The 26333-nt window shown below is 43.0% G+C and carries 22 protein-coding genes, 1 other RNA gene and 1 other annotated feature; of the genes, 4 read left to right on the top strand and 19 right to left on the bottom strand.

Annotated features, from left to right (window positions below):
- Positions 1-16: 16 nt before the first annotated feature.
- From recD2 to cymR, 5 genes are all read right to left on the bottom strand, one after another.
- Positions 17-2401 (bottom strand): SF1B family DNA helicase RecD2, encoded by a 2385-nt coding sequence (recD2, locus tag IEE86_RS12110; RefSeq protein ID WP_191097450.1) that lies wholly within the window; start codon positions 2399-2401, stop codon positions 17-19.
- 19 nt (positions 2402-2420) lie between these two features.
- Positions 2421-3074: a tetratricopeptide repeat protein gene (locus tag IEE86_RS12105; RefSeq protein ID WP_191097449.1), complete on the bottom strand. Its 654-nt coding sequence runs from the start codon at positions 3072-3074 to the stop codon at positions 2421-2423.
- Between the two features lie 61 nt (positions 3075-3135).
- On the bottom strand, positions 3136-4254 hold the full coding sequence (gene mnmA / locus IEE86_RS12100; RefSeq protein ID WP_191097448.1) for a tRNA 2-thiouridine(34) synthase MnmA: 1119 nt from the start codon (positions 4252-4254) through the stop codon (positions 3136-3138).
- Positions 4255-4349: 95 nt separating this feature from the next.
- Positions 4350-5492: a cysteine desulfurase family protein gene (locus tag IEE86_RS12095; RefSeq protein WP_191097447.1), complete on the bottom strand. Its 1143-nt coding sequence runs from the start codon at positions 5490-5492 to the stop codon at positions 4350-4352.
- An 18-nt stretch (positions 5493-5510) separates the two neighbouring features.
- Positions 5511-5930: a cysteine metabolism transcriptional regulator CymR gene (gene cymR / locus IEE86_RS12090; RefSeq protein ID WP_191097446.1), complete on the bottom strand. Its 420-nt coding sequence runs from the start codon at positions 5928-5930 to the stop codon at positions 5511-5513.
- A 208-nt stretch (positions 5931-6138) separates the two neighbouring features.
- Between cymR and IEE86_RS12085 the strand changes: the two genes are divergently transcribed.
- The gene (locus IEE86_RS12085) at positions 6139-7404 is read left to right on the top strand and encodes a replication-associated recombination protein A (protein ID WP_191097445.1); all 1266 of its coding nucleotides are present in this window, start codon (positions 6139-6141) and stop codon (positions 7402-7404) included.
- Positions 7405-7436: 32 nt separating this feature from the next.
- Here the strand turns inward: IEE86_RS12085 and IEE86_RS12080 are convergent, their stop codons facing one another.
- The 5 genes from IEE86_RS12080 to IEE86_RS12060 all read right to left on the bottom strand — a co-directional run bounded on the left by IEE86_RS12080 (position 7437) and on the right by IEE86_RS12060 (position 12161).
- The gene (locus IEE86_RS12080; protein ID WP_191097444.1) at positions 7437-8201 is read right to left on the bottom strand and encodes a tRNA threonylcarbamoyladenosine dehydratase; all 765 of its coding nucleotides are present in this window, start codon (positions 8199-8201) and stop codon (positions 7437-7439) included.
- A gap of 92 nt (positions 8202-8293) precedes the next feature.
- Positions 8294-8474, bottom strand: a non-coding RNA gene (ssrS, locus tag IEE86_RS12075) — 6S RNA.
- Positions 8475-8547: 73 nt separating this feature from the next.
- A complete protein-coding gene (aspS, locus tag IEE86_RS12070) occupies positions 8548-10326 on the bottom strand; it encodes an aspartate--tRNA ligase (protein WP_191097443.1) in 1779 nt (592 codons plus the stop codon).
- 18 nt (positions 10327-10344) lie between these two features.
- Positions 10345-11619 (bottom strand): histidine--tRNA ligase, encoded by a 1275-nt coding sequence (gene hisS / locus IEE86_RS12065; protein ID WP_191097442.1) that lies wholly within the window; start codon positions 11617-11619, stop codon positions 10345-10347.
- Between the two features lie 73 nt (positions 11620-11692).
- Positions 11693-11932, bottom strand: a binding site (T-box leader).
- 58 nt (positions 11933-11990) lie between these two features.
- A complete protein-coding gene (locus IEE86_RS12060; protein WP_003216250.1) occupies positions 11991-12161 on the bottom strand; it encodes a YrzK family protein in 171 nt (56 codons plus the stop codon).
- 161 nt (positions 12162-12322) lie between these two features.
- Between IEE86_RS12060 and IEE86_RS12055 the strand changes: the two genes are divergently transcribed.
- Entirely contained in the window at positions 12323-13879 is a 1557-nt protein-coding gene (locus IEE86_RS12055; protein WP_411955699.1) for an N-acetylmuramoyl-L-alanine amidase family protein, read from the top strand.
- A gap of 96 nt (positions 13880-13975) precedes the next feature.
- Here IEE86_RS12055 and dtd read toward each other — a convergent pair whose 3' ends face one another.
- The 8 genes from dtd to IEE86_RS12015 form a co-directional block, all read right to left on the bottom strand.
- Complete coding sequence (gene dtd, locus IEE86_RS12050; RefSeq protein WP_191097440.1) at positions 13976-14419, bottom strand: D-aminoacyl-tRNA deacylase; 444 nt, start codon at positions 14417-14419, stop codon at positions 13976-13978.
- Positions 14420-14437: 18 nt separating this feature from the next.
- Entirely contained in the window at positions 14438-16648 is a 2211-nt protein-coding gene (locus IEE86_RS12045; protein WP_191097439.1) for a RelA/SpoT family protein, read from the bottom strand.
- Between the two features lie 142 nt (positions 16649-16790).
- Positions 16791-17303 (bottom strand): adenine phosphoribosyltransferase, encoded by a 513-nt coding sequence (locus IEE86_RS12040; protein WP_003216770.1) that lies wholly within the window; start codon positions 17301-17303, stop codon positions 16791-16793.
- A gap of 23 nt (positions 17304-17326) precedes the next feature.
- Positions 17327-19651 carry a single-stranded-DNA-specific exonuclease RecJ gene (gene recJ / locus IEE86_RS12035; protein ID WP_191097438.1) on the bottom strand — a complete coding sequence of 775 codons (2325 nt, stop codon included), beginning with the start codon at positions 19649-19651 and terminating at the stop codon, positions 17327-17329.
- Positions 19652-19732: 81 nt separating this feature from the next.
- Positions 19733-20089 carry a LapA family protein gene (locus IEE86_RS12030; RefSeq protein ID WP_191097437.1) on the bottom strand — a complete coding sequence of 119 codons (357 nt, stop codon included), beginning with the start codon at positions 20087-20089 and terminating at the stop codon, positions 19733-19735.
- 102 nt (positions 20090-20191) lie between these two features.
- Positions 20192-20680: a cation:proton antiporter regulatory subunit gene (locus tag IEE86_RS12025; protein WP_191097436.1), complete on the bottom strand. Its 489-nt coding sequence runs from the start codon at positions 20678-20680 to the stop codon at positions 20192-20194.
- Positions 20681-20862: 182 nt separating this feature from the next.
- Positions 20863-23091, bottom strand: coding sequence for a protein translocase subunit SecDF (gene secDF, locus IEE86_RS12020; protein ID WP_191097435.1), 2229 nt, complete (start codon positions 23089-23091; stop codon positions 20863-20865).
- Between the two features lie 41 nt (positions 23092-23132).
- A complete protein-coding gene (locus IEE86_RS12015) occupies positions 23133-23429 on the bottom strand; it encodes a post-transcriptional regulator (protein ID WP_003216788.1) in 297 nt (98 codons plus the stop codon).
- Positions 23430-23545: 116 nt separating this feature from the next.
- Between IEE86_RS12015 and spoVB the strand changes: the two genes are divergently transcribed.
- Positions 23546-25096 carry a stage V sporulation protein B gene (gene spoVB, locus IEE86_RS12010; RefSeq protein WP_191097434.1) on the top strand — a complete coding sequence of 517 codons (1551 nt, stop codon included), beginning with the start codon at positions 23546-23548 and terminating at the stop codon, positions 25094-25096.
- Between the two features lies 1 nt (position 25097).
- Here spoVB and IEE86_RS12005 read toward each other — a convergent pair whose 3' ends face one another.
- Positions 25098-25760, bottom strand: coding sequence for a DUF421 domain-containing protein (locus IEE86_RS12005; RefSeq protein WP_191097433.1), 663 nt, complete (start codon positions 25758-25760; stop codon positions 25098-25100).
- Positions 25761-25925: 165 nt separating this feature from the next.
- Between IEE86_RS12005 and IEE86_RS12000 the strand changes: the two genes are divergently transcribed.
- Positions 25926-26303, top strand: a complete 378-nt coding sequence (locus tag IEE86_RS12000) for a TIGR04086 family membrane protein (RefSeq protein WP_191097432.1) — start codon at positions 25926-25928, stop codon at positions 26301-26303.
- Positions 26304-26333: the final 30 nt, after the last annotated feature.

Genomic DNA, 26333 nt, shown 5'->3' with positions numbered 1-26333 from the left:
CCATGAAGGAAGCCATTCACTCTTGCATAAAATCAAACGGAGTAATTCCGTCCATTCCGATATTAGCGTCATGAACACTGAACGGGAGCTCTTTTTGGAGCGCTGCAAGCTCCGCATCCATTATTTGTTCGGACTGAACAAGACGCATCGTTAAGGACGTTTGCCTGAGGGAATCCTCATTATTTTTCACGCCCCACTCCAGCGCTGATTCCTCGCCGCACAGAATCAAAAACTTTTTGCTTCGTGTAATGGCTGTGTACAGCAGGTTTCGCCGAAGCATTCGGTAATAGCTTCTTAAGACTGGCAGGACAACAATTGGGAATTCACTGCCCTGTGATTTATGAATAGAGCAGCAATAGGCATGTGTAAATTGATGAAAATCTTTTTTCGTAAAGGTGATTTCATTTCCATCAAAGGAGATGACAGCCATGTCTTCCTTTTCTGTGTTTTCTTTCGCATAGAAAATCGAGACAATTTCGCCAATGTCACCATTAAAGATGTTGTTCTCTGGCTGGTTCACAAGCTGAAGGACTTTATCACCTGTCCGGTACACCACATCACCAAATGGAATTTCTCTGCCTTTTGGTTTTTTAGGATTCAAAATGTGCTGTAGCATTTTATTGAGCTCATTGATGCCTGCTTTCCCTTTATACATCGGAGCAAGCACTTGAATATCTTTTGCTGAGTAGCCCTTTTGAGCAGCGTTGCTGACAACTTTCTCAATGACTTCTTTCATTTGATCAGCTGTACATTGAATAAAGGATCGATCCTTTGAGCGTGCAGTAATATCTTTTGGCAGGATACCATTTTTCATATCGTGTGCAAGTTCAACAATGGATGAGCCGTCTGCCTGCCGGTAAATATCTGTCAAGGTAACAGCTGGTACAGCTTGAGAGGCAAGCAAGTCCCTTAAGACCTGGCCCGGTCCGACAGAAGGAAGCTGATGTTCATCTCCTACCATAATCACTTGGATATGATCAGGGATCGCTTTAAACAAATGATTCGCAAGCCAAATATCTAGCATACTTGATTCATCGATGATGACTAGTTTCCCTTCAATTGGCTGCTCCTCATCATGTGAGAAGCCTTCTGATCCATTCCAGCCTAACAGGCGGTGAATGGTCACAGCCGGAAGCCCCGTTGATTCTGTCATCCGTTTAGCCGCACGTCCAGTTGGTGCCGCAAGCACAAATGGAAAGGATTCATCTTTTTTATAATCACTCGGATCAAGAGATACACCGTGAAGATCGCTATAAAGCTCAACAATCCCTTTAATGACCGTTGTTTTCCCTGTCCCAGGCCCACCTGTTAAAAGCAGCATCGGAGACATGAGTGCCTTTTGAATCGCTTCCTTTTGTGTCGGCGCATACTGGACGCCGAGCCGCTCCTCAAGCTTACCAAGTGCAAGCAGGAATTCTGATTCAGGGAATTGATCTGCATATTCCGTTTGGGAGACGATTTTTTGAATACGTTTGGCGACACTTTGCTCTGCATAAAATAAGGACGGATGATAGCAGCGGTCATCTTCAATGATCATCTCTTTCCCTTCGCCAAGTGCCATGATCTGATTGGCGACATCCATTTCAGTTACTTTGTAATCACTACTTGTTTGATTGAGCAGCTTACGGGTTTCGACGATCAAATCTTTCGTTTGTATGTACGTATGACCGTCCTGAAGACTTGCTGTCTCAACTGTATATAGCAAGGCGGCACGTATCCGCTCTGGGTCATTTCCTGTGATGCCGGTTCTAGCGCCAAGCTCATCCGCCTTAATAAATCCGATCCCCTCGACATCCTTGACGAGCTGATAGGGATTTTCCTCAATTTTTTGTAGCGTTTCACTCTCATACACTTGGTAAATCTTCATACTAAGCTGCGGACCAAAGCCATATTGATTCAGGCTGATCATGATTTGTTCCAACCCTTGATGCTCCTGGAGCGCTGCGGCCAGCTTATCGGCCTTCTTTTTTGATAAACGCGGAACATCATACAAAACGGCTGGGTCACGCATAATTTTATGGAGCGTCTGATTGCCAAGCTGCCCCACGATTTCTTCCGCCGTCTTTTTCCCTATCCCTTCGAATAAGTCACTTGAGAGATAATGAATGATTCCTTGCTTCGTTGTCGGCACTTCCTTTTGAAAATGAGTGGCCTGAAACTGTTCACCAAATTTAGGATGGCTTGTGACTTTTCCATAAAAGGTGTAGGTTTCCTCTTCATGAAGTGCTGGGAAGTAGCCTGTGACAGATGCTGTTTTTTCCTCTAAGTTTTCAGATGTTTCAATGACTTTCACCTTTAACACCGAGTATAAATTACTTTCATTATGGAAAATAACAGCTTGAACCGTACCTTTTAAAAACGGCTCGTCCTCAAGCTTCATTTGATCTGGATGTTCCTGCACAGGTCTTCCCTCCTTCCGTCTATTCTGCCTCTTGCATCAGCTTTTGCGCATGTAATGCCAGCATATGGTCAGGCTGCACATCAATGGCTTTTCCTAGCATCTCAAGTGCTTCGCCTTTCTTCTCTAAATACGCATACGCAACCCCTAAATTATAAAAAGCATCTGCATGCTGCGGATCTCGCGTAACCACTTCTGTAAAGATCGTCACCGCTTCTTCCAGCATGTGCTCATTGGCTAAACACATACCAAATTGAAATCTTGCTTCATTATCTTCTTCGTTTAATTCAATGGCACGCTGAAGATAAGGCATCGCAAGCTTCGGCTGCTCTAATTTGATCAGTGTCTGTCCTAACATATAAAACAAATCACTATTTTCCATGCCGGCTTTTAGTGCTTGTTCAAAATAATCTTTCGCTTTCATAAAGTCTTCTTTTAAGGTGTACACATTTCCTGCCCCGTAATAGGCCGCAGCTGCCGTGCGATCAAGTTCAATCGCTTTTTGAAAGAAATTTAAAGCGCGTTCAAATTCATTGATACTTGAAAGCAGGTTCGCAAAATTAATATATGGAACTGGGTCGTTCGGGCTTTCCTCGATAGCTTTTGTAAAAGCTTCAGCTGCCTTTTCGATATTCCCTTGATTTAAGGCTTCTATCCCCATCTCGTTATGATTCATTTGTTGTCTCATCCTTTCATTAAAAAACCTCAACAGCGACGTTGAGGTTTTTTAAAACATGTTACACATACGACAGCTTTTGCCCGCCCTTGAAGACATCATCAATTGTACCGCCGCCAAGACATTCGTCGCCATCATAAAAGACAACCGCTTGTCCTGGGGTAACAGCACGAACAGGTTCATCAAAGATCACCATCGCTTCTTGTTCACCTGTCATTTTGACTTTTACATGATGGTCTTCTTGACGGTATCGGAATTTCGCTGTGCATGTTAGTTCACCGTTTTCGCCGACAATATGAGGACGAGTCCAGCTGATATTAACAGCTGAAATACTTTCAGAATATAAAAGGGGATTGTGGAAGCCTTGTTCAACAAATAAGATATTTTGCTCCAAGTCCTTCCCAACGACGAACCAAGGATCACCGCTTCCGCCAATGCCAAGTCCTTGGCGCTGACCAATCGTGTAATACATCAGTCCATCATGTTCACCTTTTACTTCTCCGTCCATTGTCTGCATCACGCCGGGCTGTGCAGGCAAATATTGACTGAGGAACGTTTTAAAGTTTCTTTCCCCAATAAAGCAAATGCCCGTTGAATCTTTTTTCGTTGCTGTTGCGAGCTCTGCTTCTTTTGCTAGTTCACGCACCCTTTTTTTCTCCAAATCACCGATTGGGAACAACACTTTATCAAGCTGTTCCTGAGTTAGCTGATTTAAGAAATACGTTTGGTCTTTGTTTGCATCAAGACCTCTTAGCATTTTGACCTCATCGCCGGTTCGGTCAACACGTGCATAGTGGCCTGTTGCCAAATAATCCGCACCGAGTGACAATGCATGCTCAAGGAATGCTTTGAACTTAATTTCCTTGTTACACATGACATCTGGGTTTGGCGTTCTGCCCGCTTTATATTCATCAAGGAAATATTGAAACACTTTGTCCCAATATTGCTTCTCGAAATTCACTGCATAATAAGGGATTCCAATTTGGTTACACACGCGGATGACATCCTCATAGTCCTCCGTTGCTGTACATACACCATTTTCATCAGTGTCATCCCAGTTTTTCATAAATATGCCGATTACATCATAGCCTTGCTCTTTGAGCAAAAGAGCAGCAACTGATGAATCGACTCCTCCGGACATACCGACCACAACTCTTGTGTCTTCTGGTCTTTTTGTCATCTTCATCAACTCCAATTTCAATGAAACAACGTGCGCGTTTCGTTCTTCAGGTGCCTGACTGTTTCATTTTTCACACACGAACAAAAGGGGAGCAATTATTTAGCTAGGCGTTTGACAACAGCCGCTATTTTGCGCGCCGCCTGCTTCACTTGATCCTCTTCATTTCCAAGACCGAAGCTTATTCTGACTGAGGATGTCAGCTCTTTTGCTTCTTCGCCATACATGGCGCTTAAAACGTGCGAAGGAAGGACAGATCCAGCCGTACATGCAGATCCGCTTGAAACAGCAATCCCTTCCATATCTAAATTCACAAGTAACGATTCAATGGAAACACCCGGGAAATGAACATTTAAAATGTGTGGCAATGTCTCTTTTGGATGTCCATTAATAGAGAAATCGAGTGATTCCTCTTCGAATACTTGCAGCATGGCTTCTTTGAGCTTACCATAATACATGGCTTTTTCTCTTCTATTTTGCTTCGTTAATTGAACAGCTTCTGCCAGTCCCACGATCCCTGCCACATTTTCAGTGCCAGCACGGCGTTTTCTTTCTTGTTCTCCTCCGAATAACTGCGGAGAAAGTTTTACGCGTTCATGGACATATAAAAAGCCTGTTCCCATTGGACCATTTAGCTTATGGCCAGAAGCAGATAAGAGATCGATATGAAGATCTGTTACATCAATTGGCATTGTGCCAAATGCCTGCACCGCATCTGTATGAAAATAAGCAGAGTGATCATGCAAAAGTTCGCCAATGTCTTTCATTGGCTGAATGACACCTGTTTCATTATTGCCGTACATGATGGTGACAAGAATCGTATCTTCTCTCAGCGCTTGTTTTAATTGTTCAAGATGAATCAATCCAGTTTCATCCACATTTAAGTATGTCACTTCAAATCCTAGCTTCTCTAAGCGTTCACATGTATGCAGCACCGCATGATGCTCTGTTTTTGCTGTGATGATATGTTTTCCTTCATGCTGTCTTGCCATGGCAACGCCAGTGATGGCCAGGTTATCCGCCTCTGTTCCCCCGCTTGTGAGGATGATCTCCTGCGGTTTACAGTGTAATTCTCCTGCAATGACTTCTCTTGCTTCATCGAGCCACTTTCTTGCCTCGCGCCCATATGAATGAATACTAGAGGGATTGCCAAATATCTCTGTAAAGTAAGGCATCATCTTGTCCACAATCCGCTGATCCATAGGCGTTGTGGCTGCATGATCTAAATAGATTCGTTCCATTTCCGGTACACCTCTGATCTAAATATAGAACATATACGCCTCTTGATCCTCGTCATCTGTATAGCTTGCCAAGTCTTCAAGAGTGGTATTGTCCAGTACGTCTTTTACTGCATCACGAATACGAATCCAAAGTGCACGCTTTGCTGGTTCTTCGTTTTCAATGACTTCGACAGGACTAATCGGTCCTTCTAATACACGAATAATATCACCGGCTGTGATCTCATTTGGTTCATGAGCAAGAACATAACCGCCATATGCCCCGCGGATACTTTTCACAAGACGGGCATTGCGAAGTGGTGATACAAGCTGCTCTAAATAATGCTCAGACAAATCATTGTTTTGAGCGATTGATTTTAACGATGTAGGGCCTTCGCCATGTTTTTTGGCTAATTCGATCATGATCGTCAGACCATATCTGCCTTTAGTAGAAATTTTCAAGTTAAACACCTCTGCGTTTTCTATTTCTATGTCATCAATTTTTTTCTGATTTCATATACGCTGATATATAGACCAAAAGCAATTATATCATACTTTCAGCCAACTTTCATTTGCGGGTTCTGAGCGCTATAGGAGGACACATCCCTTTTCTATTTGAAGAAATTTCGGTACTCTATACAAACAAGACATTGCTTTAGGAGAGATAATCATGAAACCTTTAGCGTACCGGATGCGCCCAAGTCATATTGAAGACATTATCGGGCAGGAGCATCTCGTTGGAGAAGGTCAAATTATTAGACGAATGGTTGAGGCGAAGCATTTATCCTCGATGATATTATACGGACCGCCGGGCATCGGTAAGACATCAATTGCGACGGCGATCGCTGGCAGTACAAGCATCGCCTTTCGTACATTGAATGCGGTCATTCATAACAAAAAAGATATGGAAGCTGTCGCCGCTGAAGCGAAAATGAGCGGGCAGGTGATCCTTATTTTAGATGAAGTACACAGGCTGGATAAAGGAAAGCAGGATTTTCTGCTACCTTATTTAGAAAATGGCATGATCATTTTAATTGGCGCCACTACAGCCAACCCCTATCATGCGATCAATCCTGCCATCCGAAGCCGGACACAAATATTTGAGCTGAAGCCGCTTGAAACAGAGCAAATCAAAGCCGCGTTAACAAGGGCATTACAGGATGAGCATCGCGGGCTTGGCGGTTATAAGGTAACGATTGACGATGAAGCGATGAATCATTTTGCTAGCGGATGCGGGGGAGATGTACGCTCTGCTTTAAATGCACTAGAGCTCGCCGTCTTATCGACAAAAGCTGATGAAACTGGACATATCCTGATCACTCTTGCCGCAGCAGAAGAATGCTTACAAAAAAAGAGCTTCTCGCATGATAAGGATGGTGATGCTCATTATGATGTCCTCTCGGCTTTTCAAAAATCCGTCAGGGGGTCTGACGCAGATGCAGCACTGCATTACCTTGCCAGATTGATTGAAGCAGGAGACCTTGAAAGCATTTCAAGAAGATTACTCGTGATGGCTTACGAGGATATTGGCCTTGCCAGTCCGCAGGCAGGTCCCCGCGTGTTAAGTGCTGTGCAAACAGCAGAACGGATCGGTTTCCCAGAAGCGCGAATTCCGCTGGCCAATGCCGTCATCGAGCTATGCCTCTCTCCAAAATCAAACTCGGCTTATAAGGCGATTGATGCGGCGCTGCATGATATTCGTACTGGGAAAATCGGCGAAATCCCTGTTCATTTAAAGGATGCTCACTATAAAGGAGCCACAGCACTCGGAAGGGGCGTCGATTACTTATACCCACACGATTATGAAAACGGCTGGGTGAAGCAGCAATATTTACCTGATCCGCTGAAAAACAAGCAATACTATGAACCGAAGCAAACAGGGAAATTTGAAGGTGCATTAAAACAGGTTTATGAGAACTTAAAACGACAAAAATAAAAAAGCCCCCTGCGTTTTAGCAGGCGGGCTGTTTATTTATCTTTCACACGTGTAATTGGAATATCTTTTAAAAGCTTCATAATGACATGACCACCCATGATCAGCCCAGCAACAGACGGAACGAATGCATTAGATGATGGCGGCATTTGCGCCTTACGAATCTTCGCTTCATCATTTCCAACTTCTTTTCTCACATCTTCACGAATCACAATTGGACTTTCATCAGAGAAAATGACTTCAATCCCTTTACGAATGCCTTCCTTGCGCAGACGTGTTCTCACGACTTTTGCAATAGGGTCCGTATGTGTTTTTGAAATATCATCAATTTTGAAACGTGTCGGATCTGTTTTGTTTGCAGCACCCATACTCGAAATGATGTTCACATTGCGGCTTAAACATTCTTTCATTAAATGAATTTTATAGTGAATGGTATCTGACGCATCAATGACATAATCAAGCGGGTACTCAAAAAATTGCTCGTATGTTTCCTCTGTATAAAACATTTTTAATGCGACAACTTCACATTCTGGATTAATATCAGCAATTCTCGCCTGCATTAAGTCAACCTTTGGCTGACCAACCGTTGATAACAATGCCGGCAGCTGGCGATTCACATTTGTAATATCAATATCATCTTTATCAACAAGAACAATACGGCCAACGCCTGAACGAGCGAGTGCCTCTACTGCAAATGAACCAACCCCGCCCACTCCAAGCACTGCAACTGTACTGTTTTTTAATATCTCTAAGCCTTCCTTGCCAATGGCAAGCTCGTTTCTTGAAAACTGATGTAACAAGTGCCTCACTCCACCTTTATTTAAAATGAATCGAAAGAATCATATCATATTCAGACTTCTCCGTCATCCTTCTCAAAAAGAAAAAAACACAAAAAAGTCCCGATGACGCCGTCAGCTTTTCCTTCGTTTTGAACCCCGCACCAGGCAGGTGGGTGCTTTCTTCCTCTCTTTATAAGTCCTCTAATGAGGCATTTATGCAGAAAGGAAAGGCAAGCTCCCGTATAAAAAAATGTTCGGTCAAAACTAGGTAACCACCGTACGTATCAGGACTTTATTGATTGATGAAAGCATATCATAGGCATGCCCCTTTTTCAAGCGTTTACATGCCTACAAACATGCGTCTATTTTACTGTTTTACTTTTGTTTTAATAGCCAAACTCAGCTCATCAAGCTGCGCTTCGCTTACAGTGCCAGGAGCATCTGTGAGCACGCAGCTTGCACTTGCCGTTTTCGGGAACGCAATGGTATCTCTTAGGTTAGAACGGCCGGCAAGCAGCATCACTAAGCGGTCAAGGCCAAGCGCAATTCCGCCGTGCGGAGGGACGCCATGCTCAAAAGCATCAAGAAGGAAGCCGAACTGATCGTACGCTTCTTCTTTAGAAAAGCCAAGTAAGCCAAACATTTTCTCTTGAATGTCCTTTTCGAAAATACGAATAGAACCTCCGCCAAGCTCATAGCCATTAAGCACAAGATCATATGCCTGAGCCTTCATGTCTTCTGGGCTTGTTTCAATGAGTTCAAGATCATCACGAACTGGCATTGTGAAAGGATGATGGGCAGCATAGAAGCGGCCTTCTTCTTCATCTTTTTCAAGCAGCGGCCAATCGACCACCCATAAGAAATTGAATAGAGACTCATCAATCAGCCCAAGCTCTTTGCCAAGTTTTAAGCGAAGTGCACCAAGCGCATCATGGACAACAGATGTTTTGTCAGCGACAAAAAGTAAAAGGTCGTCCGCTTCCACTTGAAGCTGCTCTTTTAATTCTGCTTGTTTTGACTCATCAAAGAATTTAGCTATTGGTCCTTTTAATTCTGTCCCTTCAGCTTTTAGCCAAGCAAGACCTTTTGCACCATAGTTGGCTGCAAATGCACCAAGAGCATCGATGTCTTTTCTTGAGTAGTTTGCTGCAGCCCCTTTTACATTAATGGCTTTGACAGCTCCGCCATTGTTTACAGCACCGCTGAAGACTTTGAATTCTGAGTCTTTTACCGCATCTGAAATGTCGACAAGCTTCATGTCAAACCGGGTATCTGGCTTATCAGATCCATAGGAATTCATCGCTTCATCATACGTCATACGTGGTAATGGCAATGGAAGGTCAACGCCTTTGACGTCCTTCATTACCTTTGCCATCATCTCTTCAGCAAGCGCCATGATATCCTCTTGACTCATAAAGGACATTTCAATATCGACTTGTGTGAATTCCGGCTGGCGGTCAGCACGCAAGTCTTCATCTCTAAAGCAGCGAGCAATTTGATAATAACGATCCATCCCTGAGACCATCAGCAATTGTTTAAATAATTGCGGAGACTGTGGCAGCGCATAGAATTCTCCTTCGTGCACGCGGCTTGGCACAAGATAGTCACGCGCACCCTCTGGTGTACTCTTCGTTAAAATCGGTGTTTCAATGTCTAGAAAGCCGTTGTCATCTAAGAAATGGCGGAATGCTTTCGTAACTTCATGTCGCATTTTCATCGTTTCATACATCGCAGGACGGCGAAGATCTAGATAGCGGTATTTTAAACGCACATCTTCTGATACCTCGTCTGCTTGATCTGAAATCACAAATGGAGGGGTCTTCGCTTCATTTAAAACGGTGACCGTTTCGACTTGAATTTCAATTTTACCCGTTTTTAAATTCGGGTTGATGGTTGCTTCCTCTCTTGCAACAACCGTTCCTTTAATATCAAGGACATATTCATTACGAATCGATTCTGCTGTCTCAAGCGCCTCTTTTGATAGATCAGGATTGAAGACAACTTGTACAATGCCTGTACGGTCGCGTAGATCAATAAAGATTAATCCGCCAAGGTCACGCCTTTTTTGTACCCATCCTTTTAAGACAACTGTTTGACCGATTTGGTCTTCTGTTACTTCTCCACAATAAAAAGTTCTACCAAACACAAACATTCCACTCCTTCTTTACGCTTTCTGGTGGGCCTTCATCATTTGAATCAGCTCATCAAGCTTCACTTCAATTTGTTCACCCGTTGTCGTATCTTTTACATTCACAATGTTCTGCGCTAGCTCATCTTCACCAAGAACGGCAATAAATTTAGCTTTTAATCGATCAGCCGCTTTAAATTGTCCTTTTAGTTTCTTCCCTGTATAGTCCATTTCACTTGAAATGCCTTCTTTTCTCAGACGGTTTAATAATGAAACAGAATAATCCTTCGCTTCATCCCCGAGTGCAGCAATGTAGAGATCAATGCCATCTTGCAGAGGAAGCTCAATCCCTTCAGCATCAATTGCTGATAGGAAACGCTCAATACTCATGGCAAAACCGATTCCTGGAGATTCAGGACCGCCAATTCCTTCAACAAGTCCATCATAACGTCCGCCCCCGGCTAACGTAGTAATTGCGCCAAAGCCTTCTGCATTACTCATAATCTCAAATGCGGTGTGATTGTAGTAATCAAGACCGCGCACTAGATTCGGATCGACAACATATTCAATGCCTATATCTGTTAAGTATTGTTTCACCTTTTCAAAATAAGTCCGTGATTCTTCATTTAAGTAATCTTGAATGGATGGAGCCGTTGCCATCAGCTCATGATCACGATCCTTTTTACAATCAAGAATACGTAATGGATTTTGATGTAAACGGATTTGGCAGTCGTGGCAAAATTCATCAATTCTTGGTTCAAAGTGCTCGACAAGTGCTTTGCGGTAATCTGCTCGGCTTTCTTTGTCACCAAGACTGTTAATCACGAGCTTTAAGTTGGAAAGACCTGCTTTTTCATAGACACTCATCGCAAGTGAAATGACCTCTGCATCAATGGCAGGATCCTTTGAACCGATCGCTTCAATTCCAAATTGATAAAATTGACGATATCTTCCTGTTTGCGGACGTTCATAGCGGAACATGGGTCCAATGTAATACAGCTTTGTTGGCTGCGCCGGCTGTGCAAATAGTTTATTTTCAACATAAGAACGGACGGTTGAAGCCGTTCCCTCTGGACGAAGTGTCATGCTGCGTCCTTTTTTGTCTTCAAATGTGTACATTTCTTTTTGAACGATATCGGTTGATTCCCCTACTCCTCGTGCAAACAGTTCTGTATGCTCAAAAATCGGTGTGCGGATTTCTTTGTATTGAAAGGCTGCACATGTATCTCTCGCAATTTGTTCAACATACTGCCAGCGTTCTGATTCTCCAGGTAAAATATCCTGTGTGCCTCTTGGAATATTAAAACTCATTTTTCGTCCTCCTACGACCATCATTCATTTTTTATGTGGACATATAAAAAACCCCCGCCTCTACTATGTGTATAGTAGGGACGAGAGTTATACCCGTGGTGCCACCCTAGTTGGAACATGATCTAGCCATGTTCCCGCTCAAATCCTTAACGCAGATTCACGTTCTCCGCCTATTGACTCATTTTTAGAGTGTTCAGCAGGAAACCTACAGAGTGTTCTTTCGTGATAAATGCCATGCGGATTCGCTTTCAGCCTAAGGCGATTCCTCTCTGCTCACGCAATTTACCCTACTATTCTCTATCATCAGTTCCACATTTTAAATTTTCAAGTGTGTTGATTTATATTATAATAAGGTCGGTGCTGCCACTCTGTCAACCCTTGCCGTGCCTCTTTTTCTTTTCCAGCTCTTCTTTTGACGTACATCCGTATTCAGATGCGGTTTCTTCAAGGAAGCCCGGCTGATCCATTTCGTCGTGCTGCCAGCGGTCGATATCACGATGTCCATTATATTGCACTCGTCCTAATTTTCTGCTTAATCTCATGTTTGTACATCCTTTTATCACATTTTTATCTAGTATAAACAGATTGATTCATTTTTATTAGGGAAACTGCAAGGAATTCATCCATTACATAACGAAGTAACATTCATCGGTTTTACAAGGGAGGGGAACACACCGTTTTGAATCTGAAAAAACACAATCACATGATGATGCTGCTTACTTGTTTTGTTCTCATCGCCAGTTCTTTGCCGGTGACACATGCTACTGCTCAAACAAATCAAGCTGTGGTCGCAACGGATGAAATCAATGTGAGAACAGGTCCAGGTTTAAGCTACGGGATCGCAGCTGTTGTCAAACGCGGGGAAAGCTATCCCATTCTCACTCAACAAGGGGAATGGGTGCAGATCGGGCTATCGAACGGACAAAAAGGCTGGGTCGTCTCATGGCTGATCTCTACATCAGCCGGCACCCAAAAGTCCGCTAAGCCAAAGGCGCAAGGTCAAAGCACGGCAGGAGGCAGTACAATTACATCGACAGCCTCCGATCTCCGCATTCGGACAGGCCCTGGGACTTCCTATCAAGTGATCGGAACTTTCCCGCAAGGCGCTTCCGCTAAAAGGCTGAAGACAAGCGGCGAATGGACAAAAATTTCGTATAAACAAGCAGAAGGCTGGGTTCACTCTGACTATATTTCAGGCGGACAACAAGCTGCTCAATCAAGCTCAAGCGAGTCCTCTCGCTCTAAACAGTCAGGCACAGTGGGTGTATCGAGCTTGAATGTTCGAAAGTCGGCGGCGCCAAATGCAGAGGTGGTGGCTTCACTTGCCCGCAACACACAGATCACCATTTTGCGAGAGCAGAATGGCTGGTATGAAATTGAAGCTAAAGGCGTGAAAGGCTGGGTTGCAAGCTATTACATTGTCACAAGCCAAGGATCAAGCTCGGCGAGTGAAAAAAGTTCATCCTCTTCGTCTTCTCATCAGAAAGCGTATATTGTGTATGATGGCACCAACATTCGAAAAAGCGCTTCTACCTCTGCTGGGATTGCAGAAAGAGCCACAAAAGGGGCCGCCTATCAAATTGTTCGCACGCAAGGTGACTGGTACGAGGTGACCTTATCGAACGGCGGAACAGGCTATGTGGCGAGCTGGGTCGTGCAAACGAAGAAAAATAGCAGCGATGCGCCAAGACCTCAGCAGGATTCATCGCCTGGAACTGGGTCGTTAAAAGGAAAAACGATTGTTCTTGATCCTGGTCATGGAGGAAAAGACAGCGGCACGATTGGCGCAGATGGTGCATTTGAAAAGAACATCACCATCAAAACGGCCAATTTACTGGCAGGTAAACTAAGGGCTTCTGGTGCAAATGTTTATTTAACAAGAAGTGATGATACCTTTATTAGCCTTCAATCGAGGGTGGCAACATCTCATTATCGCAATGCGGATGCTTTCATTAGTCTTCATTATGATAGTTTTATGGACCCAAGTGTAAGAGGAAGTACAGCGTATTATTATCAAGCATCAAAAGATCAAAACCTGGCGACACGTGTTCATACTGAAGTCGCAAAACGCTCACAAATCCCAGATAAGGGTGTGAAATTCGGAGATTATTTTGTTTTAAGAGAAAATAAACGCCCTTCCCTTTTATATGAACTCGGCTATTTAAGCAACCCTCAGGAGGAAGCGATCATTTATAGCAACTCTTACCAAGAACGAGTCACAGAAGGCATGACAGAAGGATTAAAGCAATATTTCCGTTAGCAAAAAGAGGCCTCTGCGCCTCTTTTTTGTTTTATTGCAAAAGAAAAAGACTGTAAACAAACTCACGCATGAGTTTATCTACAGTCTAGGGCAAGTCTATTCTTTACTGTCCATCCAAATGGTGACGGGCCCTGAATTGGTCAATGATACGTCCATCATCGCCCCAAAACGGCCAGTTTCTACATGGATGCCTTTTTCTCTAAGGGTTTCATTGAAACATTCGTAAAGTGAATTGGCCACATCCGGCTTGGCCGCTTTCATAAAATTCGGTCGTCTGCCTTTTCTCGTATCTCCATAAAGGGTAAATTGAGATACAGACAGAACACTTCCTTTTACATCCAATAATGAACGATTCATTTTCCCGTTTTCATCTTCAAAAATGCGTAAATGTGCTAGCTTTTCAGCTAAGTACAGCACATCTTCTTCCGTATCTTCATGTGTGACCCCAACGAGTACCATATATCCTTCATTAATGGCACCTGTGACCTCTTCTCCTACCTTTACAGATGCACTCGTCACACGCTGCACAACAAGCCTCATAGACGATATACTTCCTTTCTAATTTATAAATCGGCGAACAGAGTAAATGTCTTTGATTTGTTTGATACGTTCTACTACTTTGTGCAAATGGTTGATATTTTGAATAAAGATCGCCATATGGATCGTCGCCACTTTGTTACGATCAGACTTCCCGGAAACAGAGGAAATGTTCGTTTTCGTCTCATTGACTGCTTGAAGCACCTCATTGAGTAAGCCGCGTCTGTCATATCCTAATATCTCGATTTCCACATTGTATTCTTTACGATTTCGAGCAGGCTGTTCATGCTCCCACTCTACTGGAATTAACCGTTCCTGCGCTTCTCCAGTCTTCACGTTCGGACAGTCCTCACGGTGAACAGATACACCTCGGCCTTTTGTGATAAAACCAACAATGCTATCACCCGGAACAGGATTACAGCACTTAGATAAACGAACAAGTAGGTTATCAATCCCCTTGACCCTTACGCCGGCTTCACGTTTTTTCCCGTGATACGGCTTTGACTCCACCGTCACTTCTTGGACCGTTTTCTCTTGTTCCTCTTGATCTCTTTGTTTTCTTTCTTTTTCTGTTAAACGATTCGCTACCTGGAGTGCAGTAATTCCGTTATATCCAACGGCCGCATACATGTCCTCTTCGTTTGAAAAATTAAATTTATCGGCCACTTTTTGCAGGTTTTCGGCTGTGAGAATGTCTTTGACATCAAACTCAAGGTTTTTGATTTCTTTCTCAATGAGCTCTCGGCCTTTTTCGACATTTTCTTCACGGCGCTGTTTTTTGAAAAACTGTCTGATCTTGTGCTTCGCTTGGGAGGTTTGGGCAAGCTTTACCCAATCCTGACTTGGTCCATAGCTATGCTTTGATGTCAGAATTTCAATAATGTCACCTGTTTTCAGTTTATGATCAAGTGTGACCATCTTACCGTTCACCTTGGCGCCGATCGTTTTATTCCCAATTTCGGAGTGGATTCGGTAAGAGAAGTCGATCGGAACTGAACCAGACGGCAGTTCAATGACGTCTCCTTTCGGCGTAAAAACAAACACCATATCAGAAAAGAGATCGATCTTTAACGATTCCATAAATTCTTCTGCATCTGTGGATTCATTTTGGAACTCAAGAATTTCTCTAAACCAGGACAGCTTCTTCTGGAATACGGCTTCTTCCGTTGATTCTGCTGACTCTTTACCTTCTTTGTATGCCCAGTGTGCCGCAATCCCGTATTCTGCAATTTCATGCATTTCAAATGTACGGATCTGAACTTCAAGCGGGTCCCCTTTTGGACCAATCACGGTTGTATGAAGAGATTGGTACATGTTTGGCTTTGGCATCGCAATATAGTCCTTAAATCTCCCTGGCATCGGCTTCCAGCATGTATGGATAATCCCGAGCACGGCATAGCAGTCTTTAATACTGTCGACCAAAATACGAACAGCCAGTAAATCATAAATTTCATTAAACTGCTTATTTTGCATGACCATTTTGCGATAAATGCTATAGATATGTTTTGGTCTGCCGGAAAATTCAGCCTTGATGTTCACTTCAGACACGCGGTCTTTTACTTCATTGACAACCTCGTCCAAGTATTCCTCACGTTCAGCTCGCTTGCGCTTCATGAGATTCACAATCCGGTAATATTGCTGCGGATTTAAATAGCGGAGTGCTGTATCCTCAAGCTCCCACTTAATCTTTGAAATCCCTAATCTGTGCGCAAGCGGTGCAAAGATTTCAAGTGTTTCATTAGAAATTCTTCGCTGCTTTTCCTGCGGAAGGTGTTTGAGCGTTCTCATATTGTGAAGACGGTCTGCCAGCTTAATCAAGATCACACGTATATCCTGCGCCATTGCCACAAACATTTTCCGGTGGTTCTCGGCCTGCTGCTCTTCTTGTGATTTATATTTAATCTTCCCGAGCTTTGTCACACCATCAACAAGCATCGCTACTTCTTCGTTAAAATGCTCTTTTAAATCCTGTAATGTCACATCTGTATCCTCAACGACATCGTGCAGGAAGCCGCCCGCAATGGTCGATGGGTCCATTTCAAGGTCAACAAGAATTCCCGCCACTTGAATTGGATGGATAATATAGGGCTCACCAGATTTCCGGTATTGCTCCTTGTGTGCATTCTCAGCATATTCATATGCTCGCTCTATAAATTGAATATGTTCAGCGGACAGGTATTCTCTTGCCTTGTCAATGACCTGCTGCGCCGTTAAAACTTGTTCGTTCGCCATGGAATCACCTTTTTAAATGAAAACTGTATTGTAGTTTATTATCAAGAAAAAATCGATAGATGTAAAGAGAAGAAGTCCGCTAAAAGATTTTTGATAGGAAAAAAGCACCCTTCTTACTGAGTGCTTTTTACGAAAACTCAAATTAGTATTGCATTAACGTTAAGATGTCGTAACCGTCAAGCTTTTTTCTGCCATCTAGATACGTCAGCTCAATCAAAAATGCAATCCCTGCTACAACGCCGCCTAATTCCTCTACAAGCTTGATGGAAGCTTCAATCGTTCCACCAGTCGCAAGTAAGTCATCTGTAATCAGTACACGCTGACCAGGACGAATCGCATCTTTATGAATCGTTAATACATCTTTACCGTATTCTAAGCCGTATTCGACTTTAACGACTTCACGAGGCAACTTTCCTTCTTTACGAACCGGTGCAAAACCTACACCAAGTGCGTATGCTACAGGGCAGCCAATAATGAATCCACGCGCTTCAGGTCCAACAATCAGATCAATGTCTCTTTCCTTCGCATATTCAACAATTTGATCCGTTGCATAACGGTACACTTCGCCTTTATCCATTAACGTTGTAATATCTTTAAATTGTACACCTTCCTTTGGGTAGTCAGGTACAACTGTCACATATTGTTTTAAATCCATCTTTTCCTTTTCCTCCTCGTACGTCAAAGCACAGGTGAGACTTCGCCCATCATGCTATTCAGCCATTCCTTCAGCTCGTTGGCTGAGGAATATGTTAGTGTTTGATCGAGTTCCATCAATCGTTGTTTTGCTGTATAGGACGCTGATGCAGTTAAATCTTTTTTAGGGGCATCAAGTACTATTGACAGCACACCATTCTCTATTTTAACAAAACCGAGTTCAAAAAACACCTTTGTCATAAAAATGATTGTATCTTTTGTCCAGCCTTTATGCTTAGCAAGCTCCATCCCTTGTTCTTTGAGAGGAAAACTTCCCCGTTTTAACAAGAACCCATAAAACCATTTGAACTGGTCACGGCTAGGGAAAGAGGACATAAAGTGATCTTCTTTTCTTTGAAAGACCGTATAAATTCGGGCTGGTTTTTGATTTTCTAAAAGCAGCTTAAGCAAGTGTTCATCTGCGGGGACATCCGCAAAGACCACATACTTGTCTTGTACATCAAACGTTGAAGCATTTTCTGCATCGACGTGGTGAACCGGGATTCGCACTTCATTTTTTGTTTCTTCATCAAAACAGAAAACAAGGTATTTTTCTGGATCAAGCGTCGATATTTTCTTTTCCCAATCCTTTTTCCCGCGTAAATCAAACAGCTGCCATTCATCAACTCGGGCATCTTTTAGCATCAGCTGAGGTTTCTTCCGGTTATTCCATTCATTAATGGACATTTCGCCAATCACGGAAATGCGGCTTCCTGGAACAATTTCTTCTTTTAATTTCCCTTGATGAAAACCAACACAGTCAAGTAGCTTGTCTTCGTCTTTCAGAGACATTTTTATGTGATGATGATTTGCCCCAATCGTTCGGATGTCCTCGAGCCTCGCATCTTCAATCATAATGAATGGCTTAGGGTTCTGCATTCCAAATGGTGATAGCATCCCCACTTCTTCAATCGCTTGAACCGTTATTTCGTCTACCTTGCATACGGCATCGACCCGCTGAACCGGAATAAAATCTTCTTCTGTCAATGTTTCATTTGCATATTGATTTAATCTTTCCCTTAGTAAAGGGACATCATCCGCTTGAAGTGTCATGCCTGCTGCCATCGGATGCCCGCCGAAATGCGGCAGGATGTCGCGGCATTTGCTTAAATGGAAAAATAGATCGAAGCCAGGAATGCTCCGCGCTGATCCTTTTGCTATTTGCGCGTCTTCATCGATCCCAAGCACAATTGCCGGACGAGAAAATGTATCAGTCAATTTAGATGCCACAATTCCGACAACGCCTGGATTCCAGCCAGCTTTTGCAACAACGATCGCAGACTGATCATCGCCCATCTCTTCGACCATTTGAATGGCTTCTTCTGTGATCGTACTCACGATTTTTTGTCGTTCTTTGTTGAGTTCTTGTACAAAACGAGCGAGCTCTTCTGCTTCATCCTTATCCTCTGTCATGAGTAGATGAACAGCTGGATCTGCCTGTTCAATTCGCCCTACAGCATTCAGCCTTGGCGCAATTTGAAAGCCGACCGTTTCCTCGTTTGCTTCTTCAAGAGTGGCTCCCGTTTCTTTCACTAACGCTTTTAGCCCCGGTCTTTTCGACTGCCGAAGCTGAACGAGCCCTTTTTTTGCGAGCCATCTATTTTCATCATGCAGTGGAACAAGGTCGGCAATTGTACCAATCGCAGCAAGATCTAATAGCTGAACTGGCAGTTTACCTAGGAGTGCATGTGCTACTTTAAACGCAACGCCAACACCGGCGAGCTCTTTAAAGGGATACTCACAGCCCGGCTGCTTAGGATGGACGATCGCAAGCGCCTCAGGCAGCTCATCACTTGGTTCATGGTGATCTGTGATGATGAGGTCTAATCCTATTTCTTTTGCAATACGAGCTTCATTCACAGCAGCAATACCTGTATCGACCGTGATAACGAGCGATGCTCCCTGCTCTTTGATATATCGAAATGCCTGTTCGTTTGGCCCATAGCCTTCTTTAAATCGATCGGGAATATAAAAGTCTACCTTTGCAGACCGCTCTTTTAATGTATGTAAAAGCACAGACGTACTTGTCACACCATCCGCATCATAATCTCCGAAGATCACAATCGATTCTTGCTCTTCGATCGCTTTGTTGATGCGCTCTACTGCTTCTTTCATCCCTTTTAATAGGAATGGATCATGAAATTCGGCTTTTTGATCAAATAAAAAAGACCTCGCTTCTTCTACTTCTTCGAGTCCTCTTTTTACAAGAAGCGATGCAGTCAGCGCTGAAATATTCAGATTTTCAGAGAGTGATTTCACTTTTTCTTCGCTTGGATGTTCATATTCCCAGCGCATTTTAGATAATAACATAAATTCACCCCTCAACCACACTATTATACTAGAGTGGCCTGAGGGGTTTCAATTTTTATTTTATGAAATTGTGCTGGAAGATTATTTTTCCTTCCGGTCAAAGGACGCTGGCTGTTCTTTTAAAGGCGTGACATTCGATTTCTTTTGAACGTCTTTGTCTACCTTTTTAGAAGAAACACTAGATGCAGGCGCAGCGACTGTACGCTCAGCTTTTAATGCTTTTAGTTCACGTTTTAATTTTACAATTTGGAAAATCCCTGCAAATGCCACAATGAGTCCGCCCATTAGAACAGAGCCAATAATGACAAGGATGAGCGGCCATTCAGCCGTTCCAAATAAGTAGTCTACTTGCACAGGCCGCACATTAATCACGGCAAATACTGAAACAATTAATACGAAAATAAATGCGAGTATGATGGTCCATTGTTGTTTATTCATCTACATATCCCCCAAGCTTTTTCTTTTATTCTTCCCTATTCCTTATCCTTCTTAAACACAGAAAAAGAAAATAGCGGAAAAAATCTATCAGCATGGGCCCGATTAGCTGCTGAGTTTTTCTTTAATGAGGTTCTTTAATTCTTTTCTTTCTCCAGATATGACAAGGGTATCCCCTTCTTCAATGACCGTATCTGGTCCTGGATTTAAAATCTTCTCATGTGATTTTCTCACGATGGCGATGACTGTTACTTGATAGTTTTGGCGGACATTGAGATCTCCGATTGTCTGCTGAACAGCAGGTGCGTTTTTTTCAATTTTAAACCATTCAATCATCAGTTCATCAATGGCTACCTCTACGGTCTCAAGTGCTTTTGGCTTATATACCATGCCGCCTAAAATAGCCGCGATTTGTCTTGCTTCTTCATCGTTTAGCAAGATGCCAGAAATAGTCTCTTCATGGTCGTCCTCTTGAAAATGATACATTTCTCTTCTGCCGTCATCATGTGTAATGATGGCAAGCTTCTCATTATTTCTTGTGATCATTTCGGCTTTGTGACCGATACCTGGCAGTTCAGTTTCCCGAACCTTCATAACAGCCCCTCCAATGAATAAAGCCAAATGCCCAAACGGACACTTGCTTTCTATACTGATCTAAACGTATGTCATTATAGCAAAAGACCATTTCAAGATCAATGAAACTCGAAATGTTTTTTCAAATCGTCTTCCTCGGAGAGACGATAGAAAAAAGACTGCCAAAAGGCAGTCTCTATAGATTAAATATCTTGCTCTGTGTCTATTTTAGCCGGCTTTTTCAGCTCACGGCCTTTCCACATCAGCCAAATTTGTGCCGCAATATAAAGAGATGAGTACACCCCTGTTAATAAGCCGACAAGTAAGGCGATGGAGAAGTTTGTAATTGACGCTGATCCGAAGATAAGCAGCGCAACAACCACAACAATGACGGTCAGCACGGTGTTGACAGACCGCGTAAAGGTTTGCTGTAAGCTTAAGTTTACAATGTATGATAGATCTTCAATGGTTTTCGGTTTACGTTTCTTCATTTGTTCACGAACCCTGTCAAAGGTGACGATCGTGTCGTTGATCGAGTACCCGATGACTGTGAGAATCGCCGCAATAAAGGTGACATCCACCTCTAAACGCGTAATACTAAAGAAAGCGATGATAAAGAATGCGTCGTATAGCAGTGAGATAATCGCTGCAATCGCCATTTTATATTCAAAGCGGACAGATACATATAAAATGATCCCAATTGAAGCAATGATGACAGCATATAATGCATTACGGGCAAGCTCTTTTCCAACAGTCGGAGACACTGTGCTTACGTTCGGCTCCGTTCCGTATTTATCTTTGAAGTAATCTTTCACTTCAGCAATCTTTTCTTTGTTCGGCACACCGACAAATCGCGCCGCTGCTTGGTTTTCTTTTTGACCCGATAACACAACACTGTCTGTCTCAAGATCCAGCTTTTTAAAGTCTTGCTCTACTTGTTCAGCTGACAGCTTGTGATCGCTTTGGATATCAATTCTAGTACCACTTGTAAAATCAATACCTGCATTCAGCTTGAAGATAGACAGCACAATGATTCCAGCAATGGTGATAGCTATTGAGAAAATCATAAAGCCTTTACGTTTGCTGACAAAATCCCATTTATCAAATGGTGTTTTTGGTTCAGTATTTTCTGTTGTTTCATGAATATCGATGATGTCTTTTTGACGGACACCAAACCAGCCTTTTTTACGGTCAAGATAACGGCTTTCAACGAGAAGTCCAAGAAGGAATCTTGATAGGAATACAGCCGTGATAAAGCTTGTTAAAATGGATAGGATGAGCATTGTTGCAAATCCTTTTACAGAGCTTGTTCCGAAGAAGAACAGCACCCCGCCGGCAATAATACTTGTTAAGTTTGCATCTAAGATGGTGGCAAAGGATCTGCGGTTCCCTGACCTGAAAGCAGAACGGACAGATTTACCGAGCTTGAGCTCCTCTTTGATCCGCTCATAAGTAATAATGTTGGCATCGACAGCCATCCCTACCCCAAGAATCAGTGCTGCAATTCCAGGCAGTGTCATGACCGCGCCCATCCAGTCGAACACTTGAAGCGTAATGTAGATATAAGCTGAAAGTGTAATGACAGCAATCAGACCCGGTAATCGGTAATAAAGCAGCATGAATAAGAAAATAAATGCGATTCCTACAATTCCTGCGAACACTGTTTCGTTCAGCGCTTGTTCACCAAACTGTGCACTCACAGATGTTGAATATTTTTCAGTTAATTTTACTGGCAATGCCCCCGCATTTAAAATACTTGCAAGGTCTTTTGCCTCTTGGACAGTAAAGTTTCCTTCAATTTGTACGTCACTGCTGTTAATCTCTTGATTGACATTCGGTGCAGACACATACTTGTGGTTTGATTTAGAGACTTCTTTTTTGAAGGAATCTCCTTTATGGTAATCAAGCCAGATGACAAGCTGGTTATTTGGTGCCATGGCCGCTACTTTTCTTGTCACGTCACCAAATTTTTTCGCGTCCTTTAATTTGACAGTGACGATCGGCTCATTCGTTTGATTGAATGTTTGTTTTGCACCGTTTTCGACAAGATCAGATCCGTTCAGGAGCTCTTTATCATTCGTATCTCTGAAGGAAAGCTGTGCTTCAGTTGAAAGAATCTCCCTTGCTCTGTTTTGATCTTTTACCCCCGCAAGCTGCACGCGGATACGGTTGTTGCCTTCAATCGAAATGTTCGGCTCACTTACACCAAGCACGTTGGCTCTTCGGTTTAAAGCCTCCACCGTACTGACGAGAACACCATTTGTGATCTTGTCACCTTTTTTCACTGGGTGTACATCATACAGAACTTCAAATCCACCCTGCAAATCCAGCCCTAGCGTCATATCTTTCGCAACAGGCTTTGTTAGTAAGCCTACGCCAGTTCCGATTAACAGAACCACTAAGAAAAACGCAAGAATGCGCCCTTTTTTCATTATGTATTTCCTCCTTAAACACCTGAATCCATTAAGATGGCCTATTTCAACAGTTCATCTAGCATATTCTTGCCATCTTCACTGTCCAAAAAAGCAGACGTTTTAAACGACTGAACGGTTGCATAGTTCATAAATTCGCCAATTTTCACAGATAAAATATCTGCAACCATTTCATGAATCGGATACTCTTGTTTTTTCTTCCACTTCTTATTCTCTAAGTATGACCATAATTCCTCTAAATCTACATCTTTATAGCCCAAAACGATGAATTCTTCAAGCTTACTGAACAGAAAAGGCTTTAAATGGTCTTTGTATATAGCAGCCGGATGTTGTGTCAATGTGAGGCTCCCCCTTTTCAGTTTTTTATCGAGAGACTTGTCATGCTTGGACGATATACACGCATATCTTATTGTATATGATTCTATGTCGTTTGAGAAGGCAGGTGATCTTTGATTTGACGAAGCAAACGTTTTTAAAAGGGACCATTATTTTAATTTTAGCAGGTTTTATCACGAGAATATTGGGTTTTGTCAATCGAATTGTCATCGCACGGTTCATTGGCGAAGAAGGCGTCGGGCTTTATATGATGGCTGCACCTACCTTTTTTCTCGCGGTGACACTGACCCAATTTGGACTGCCTGTCGCCATTAGTAAGCTTGTCGCAGAAGCAGAAGCCCGGGGTGACAAACAGAAAACAAAACGCATTCTAGTGATGTCCCTTGCGATAACAGGAACACTCAGCCTGATTTTCACGCCGCTCTTTTTATGGTTTGCCCCTATTATGGCGGAAAATATGCTGACAGATCCTAGAACGGTCTATCCACTGCTTGCCATTACACCAGTCGTTCCGGTCATCGCCATCTCCAGTGTGTTAAGAGGATATTTTCAAGGAAGACAGCAGATGAGTCCACTTGCGATGTCTCAAGTACTGGAACAGGTCGCAAGAATTTCTCTTGTGGCGGTATGTACAACGGCTTTCCTTCCTTATGGGATTGAATATGCGGCAGCAGGTGCGATGATTTCATCTGTGATTGGAGAGATGATTTCACTCGCTTACTTACTGATCGCCTTCCGTTATAAAAAAACAATTCGTATTCGAAAGCGTTTTTTCAAGGCGATTTATGACGGGAAGGACACATTTAAGCAGCTCATGAGTATTGCCCTGCCAACGACAGGCAGTCGTTTCATCGGCAATATTTCTTGGTTTTTAGAGCCGATTGTTGTTGCGCAAAGTCTTGCCATTGCTGGTTATGCGGCTGTAGAGGCGACAAGGCAGTACGGGGAGTTGACTGGTCTTGCGCTAACCCTTTTGACACTGCCTAGTTTTATTACGTACTCACTTTCCACCGCATTAGTCCCGGCGATCAGTGAAGGAATGGAGCAAAATAAGCGCAAAACAGTGGAATACCGGCTAAAGCAGGCGATGCGCCTCTGTTTACTCAGCGGAGGCATTTCATGTATTATTCTTTTCGTTTATGCAGAAGATTTAACGCTCTTCATGTATGGTTCATCGCATGCAGCCATCTATGTGAAATTCATGGCACCATTTTTTCTTCTATATTATTTTCAAGGGCCGCTTCAAGCCGTGCTTCAAGCACTCAATTTAGCTGGTGCGGCGATGACCAACAGCCTGATAGGTGCTGTTGTGAAAACTGGGATGATCTTCGTCCTTGCTTCCCAGCCGAGCTTTGGCATTATGGGTGCAGCAGTTGCGATACTGATTGGCATTGTCCTTGTCACATTGCTCCATGCGGCAACTGTCGGAAAGGTTCTACCTATTCATTTACCATTGAAGGAATACGGGATATGTGTCCTTGTGATCATCGGGACAGGGGCTGTTAGTCTTTTGCTGAAATCTCAAGTCAGCGGACTCTTTTCCGCCCCTCTTGAGCTTGTGATGCTCATCTTTGTCACATGCGCTCTGTATGTCATTCTATTAATCTGTCTTGGGTTAGTGAAACGAGAAGAGCTTCGCCGCATCCCATTCATCGGGAAGCTGCTCTAGCTCATCTCTTCTTGATCACTTCATCCTTCAAATCAATATAAAATGTCTTTTGATTAAAGCTACAATAGGAGATTTGCTCAAGATCATGATAGCCTCTTTTGGCAAGCTCATCTTTCAGCCACTGTTCATTTTGATTAATTCGCTTTAGGTGGTCATGCTGGACAATACCGTCTGCAATAAGAGGAAGCTCAAGCGCGGCATGTGTGCGCTTGTTTTCTTTTTCGACGACGGCGAGCTTTCCAGATGGCTCTAAGATGGCATATGAGACATCCTGAATGCTATCGATGTTATTTTCTCTTAATTGGATGAGCAGATCGTCGAAATTGTATCGCTGTTTTCTCATCGCATCCTCGTCTATTTTCCCATTGATAATAAGCAGGGTCGGCTTTCCATCGAGAAAGCGCCGGACACCTTGAAACTTTAATGAGAGATAGGCAAGTGTAATTTGAATGATGGTTAACAGCAGAATCGGCCAAACCGTATGTAACATATGATCCTCTACTTCTTCTATGGCGAGCACCGCAATTTCAGCGATCATCATAAAAATGACAAGATCTAAAATACTTAGTTCGCCAATTTCCCTCTTTCCCATTAAACGAAAGATGAACCAAATGAGAAAATATAAAATGACCGTTCTCATGGAGATAATCAAGATGTCCTGCATGTGATGTAACCCCTCCTTCTCCACCATAGCTTGTGTCAAAACACTTTATTTATGTAGAAAAGAAAGCCTCTGTTTTTATCGTGAGAAACATGTCTATTTTTTCTTCGCTGTGAATACATTTTAGTAAAAGACAAGCTTCGGTCAATTGGAGAGGAGACGAATCACATGCAGGAAACGAAACAAATAGGAAAAGGCATTTTATCCGGCTTAATTGCCATTTTTGTCGTGATGATTGTCACAAGCTTACTTGTGTCACTCATGCTTACCTTGACAAGTATGCAGGAATCATCGTTTAAATGGATGATTATGATTTTGTCCTTTGTGGCACTTTTATTAGGAGGGATCATATCTGGGGGGAAAGCAAAGGAACGCGGCTGGCTCATTGGTGCGATCACTTCTATGATCTTTTCTCTCACTGTATTTTTGTTTCAATATTTAGGGTTTGGAGAGACCTTTTCACCAGAGCAATTCATCTATCATGTGGCCTTTTTGGGGATTTGCATGCTAGGGGGAATGATCGGGGTCAATCTCCGAGGCAAATAAAAAAAGAGCGAATGATATCGCTCTTTTTTT

Source organism: Bacillus crepusculi (genome assembly GCF_014764715.1).
Lineage (GTDB): Bacteria > Bacillota > Bacilli > Bacillales > Bacillaceae > Bacillus.
This window is presented reverse-complemented; position numbering and strand designations above follow the sequence as displayed.

Coding starts and splice junctions, on each gene's coding strand:
- IEE86_RS12000 (WP_191097432.1), top strand. CDS start 25,926: ATGCAGGAAACGAAACAAATAGGAAAAGGCATTTTATCCGGCTTAATT.
- IEE86_RS12030 (WP_191097437.1), bottom strand. CDS start 20,089: ATGAATAAACAACAATGGACCATCATACTCGCATTTATTTTCGTATTA.
- recJ (WP_191097438.1), bottom strand. CDS start 19,651: ATGTTATTATCTAAAATGCGCTGGGAATATGAACATCCAAGCGAAGAA.
- IEE86_RS12005 (WP_191097433.1), bottom strand. CDS start 25,760: ATGCAGGACATCTTGATTATCTCCATGAGAACGGTCATTTTATATTTT.
- IEE86_RS12040 (WP_003216770.1), bottom strand. CDS start 17,303: ATGGATTTAAAACAATATGTGACAGTTGTACCTGACTACCCAAAGGAA.
- IEE86_RS12105 (WP_191097449.1), bottom strand. CDS start 3,074: ATGAATCATAACGAGATGGGGATAGAAGCCTTAAATCAAGGGAATATC.
- hisS (WP_191097442.1), bottom strand. CDS start 11,619: ATGAGTTTTAATATTCCAAGAGGCACACAGGATATTTTACCTGGAGAA.
- IEE86_RS12045 (WP_191097439.1), bottom strand. CDS start 16,648: ATGGCGAACGAACAAGTTTTAACGGCGCAGCAGGTCATTGACAAGGCA.
- dtd (WP_191097440.1), bottom strand. CDS start 14,419: ATGAGGCTTGTTGTGCAGCGTGTGACGAGTGCATCTGTAAAGGTAGGA.
- IEE86_RS12095 (WP_191097447.1), bottom strand. CDS start 5,492: ATGGAACGAATCTATTTAGATCATGCAGCCACAACGCCTATGGATCAG.
- secDF (WP_191097435.1), bottom strand. CDS start 23,091: ATGAAAAAAGGGCGCATTCTTGCGTTTTTCTTAGTGGTTCTGTTAATC.
- IEE86_RS12085 (WP_191097445.1), top strand. CDS start 6,139: ATGAAACCTTTAGCGTACCGGATGCGCCCAAGTCATATTGAAGACATT.
- IEE86_RS12060 (WP_003216250.1), bottom strand. CDS start 12,161: ATGAGATTAAGCAGAAAATTAGGACGAGTGCAATATAATGGACATCGT.
- IEE86_RS12025 (WP_191097436.1), bottom strand. CDS start 20,680: ATGAAGGTTCGGGAAACTGAACTGCCAGGTATCGGTCACAAAGCCGAA.
- mnmA (WP_191097448.1), bottom strand. CDS start 4,254: ATGACAAAAAGACCAGAAGACACAAGAGTTGTGGTCGGTATGTCCGGA.
- IEE86_RS12055 (WP_411955699.1), top strand. CDS start 12,323: ATGATGATGCTGCTTACTTGTTTTGTTCTCATCGCCAGTTCTTTGCCG.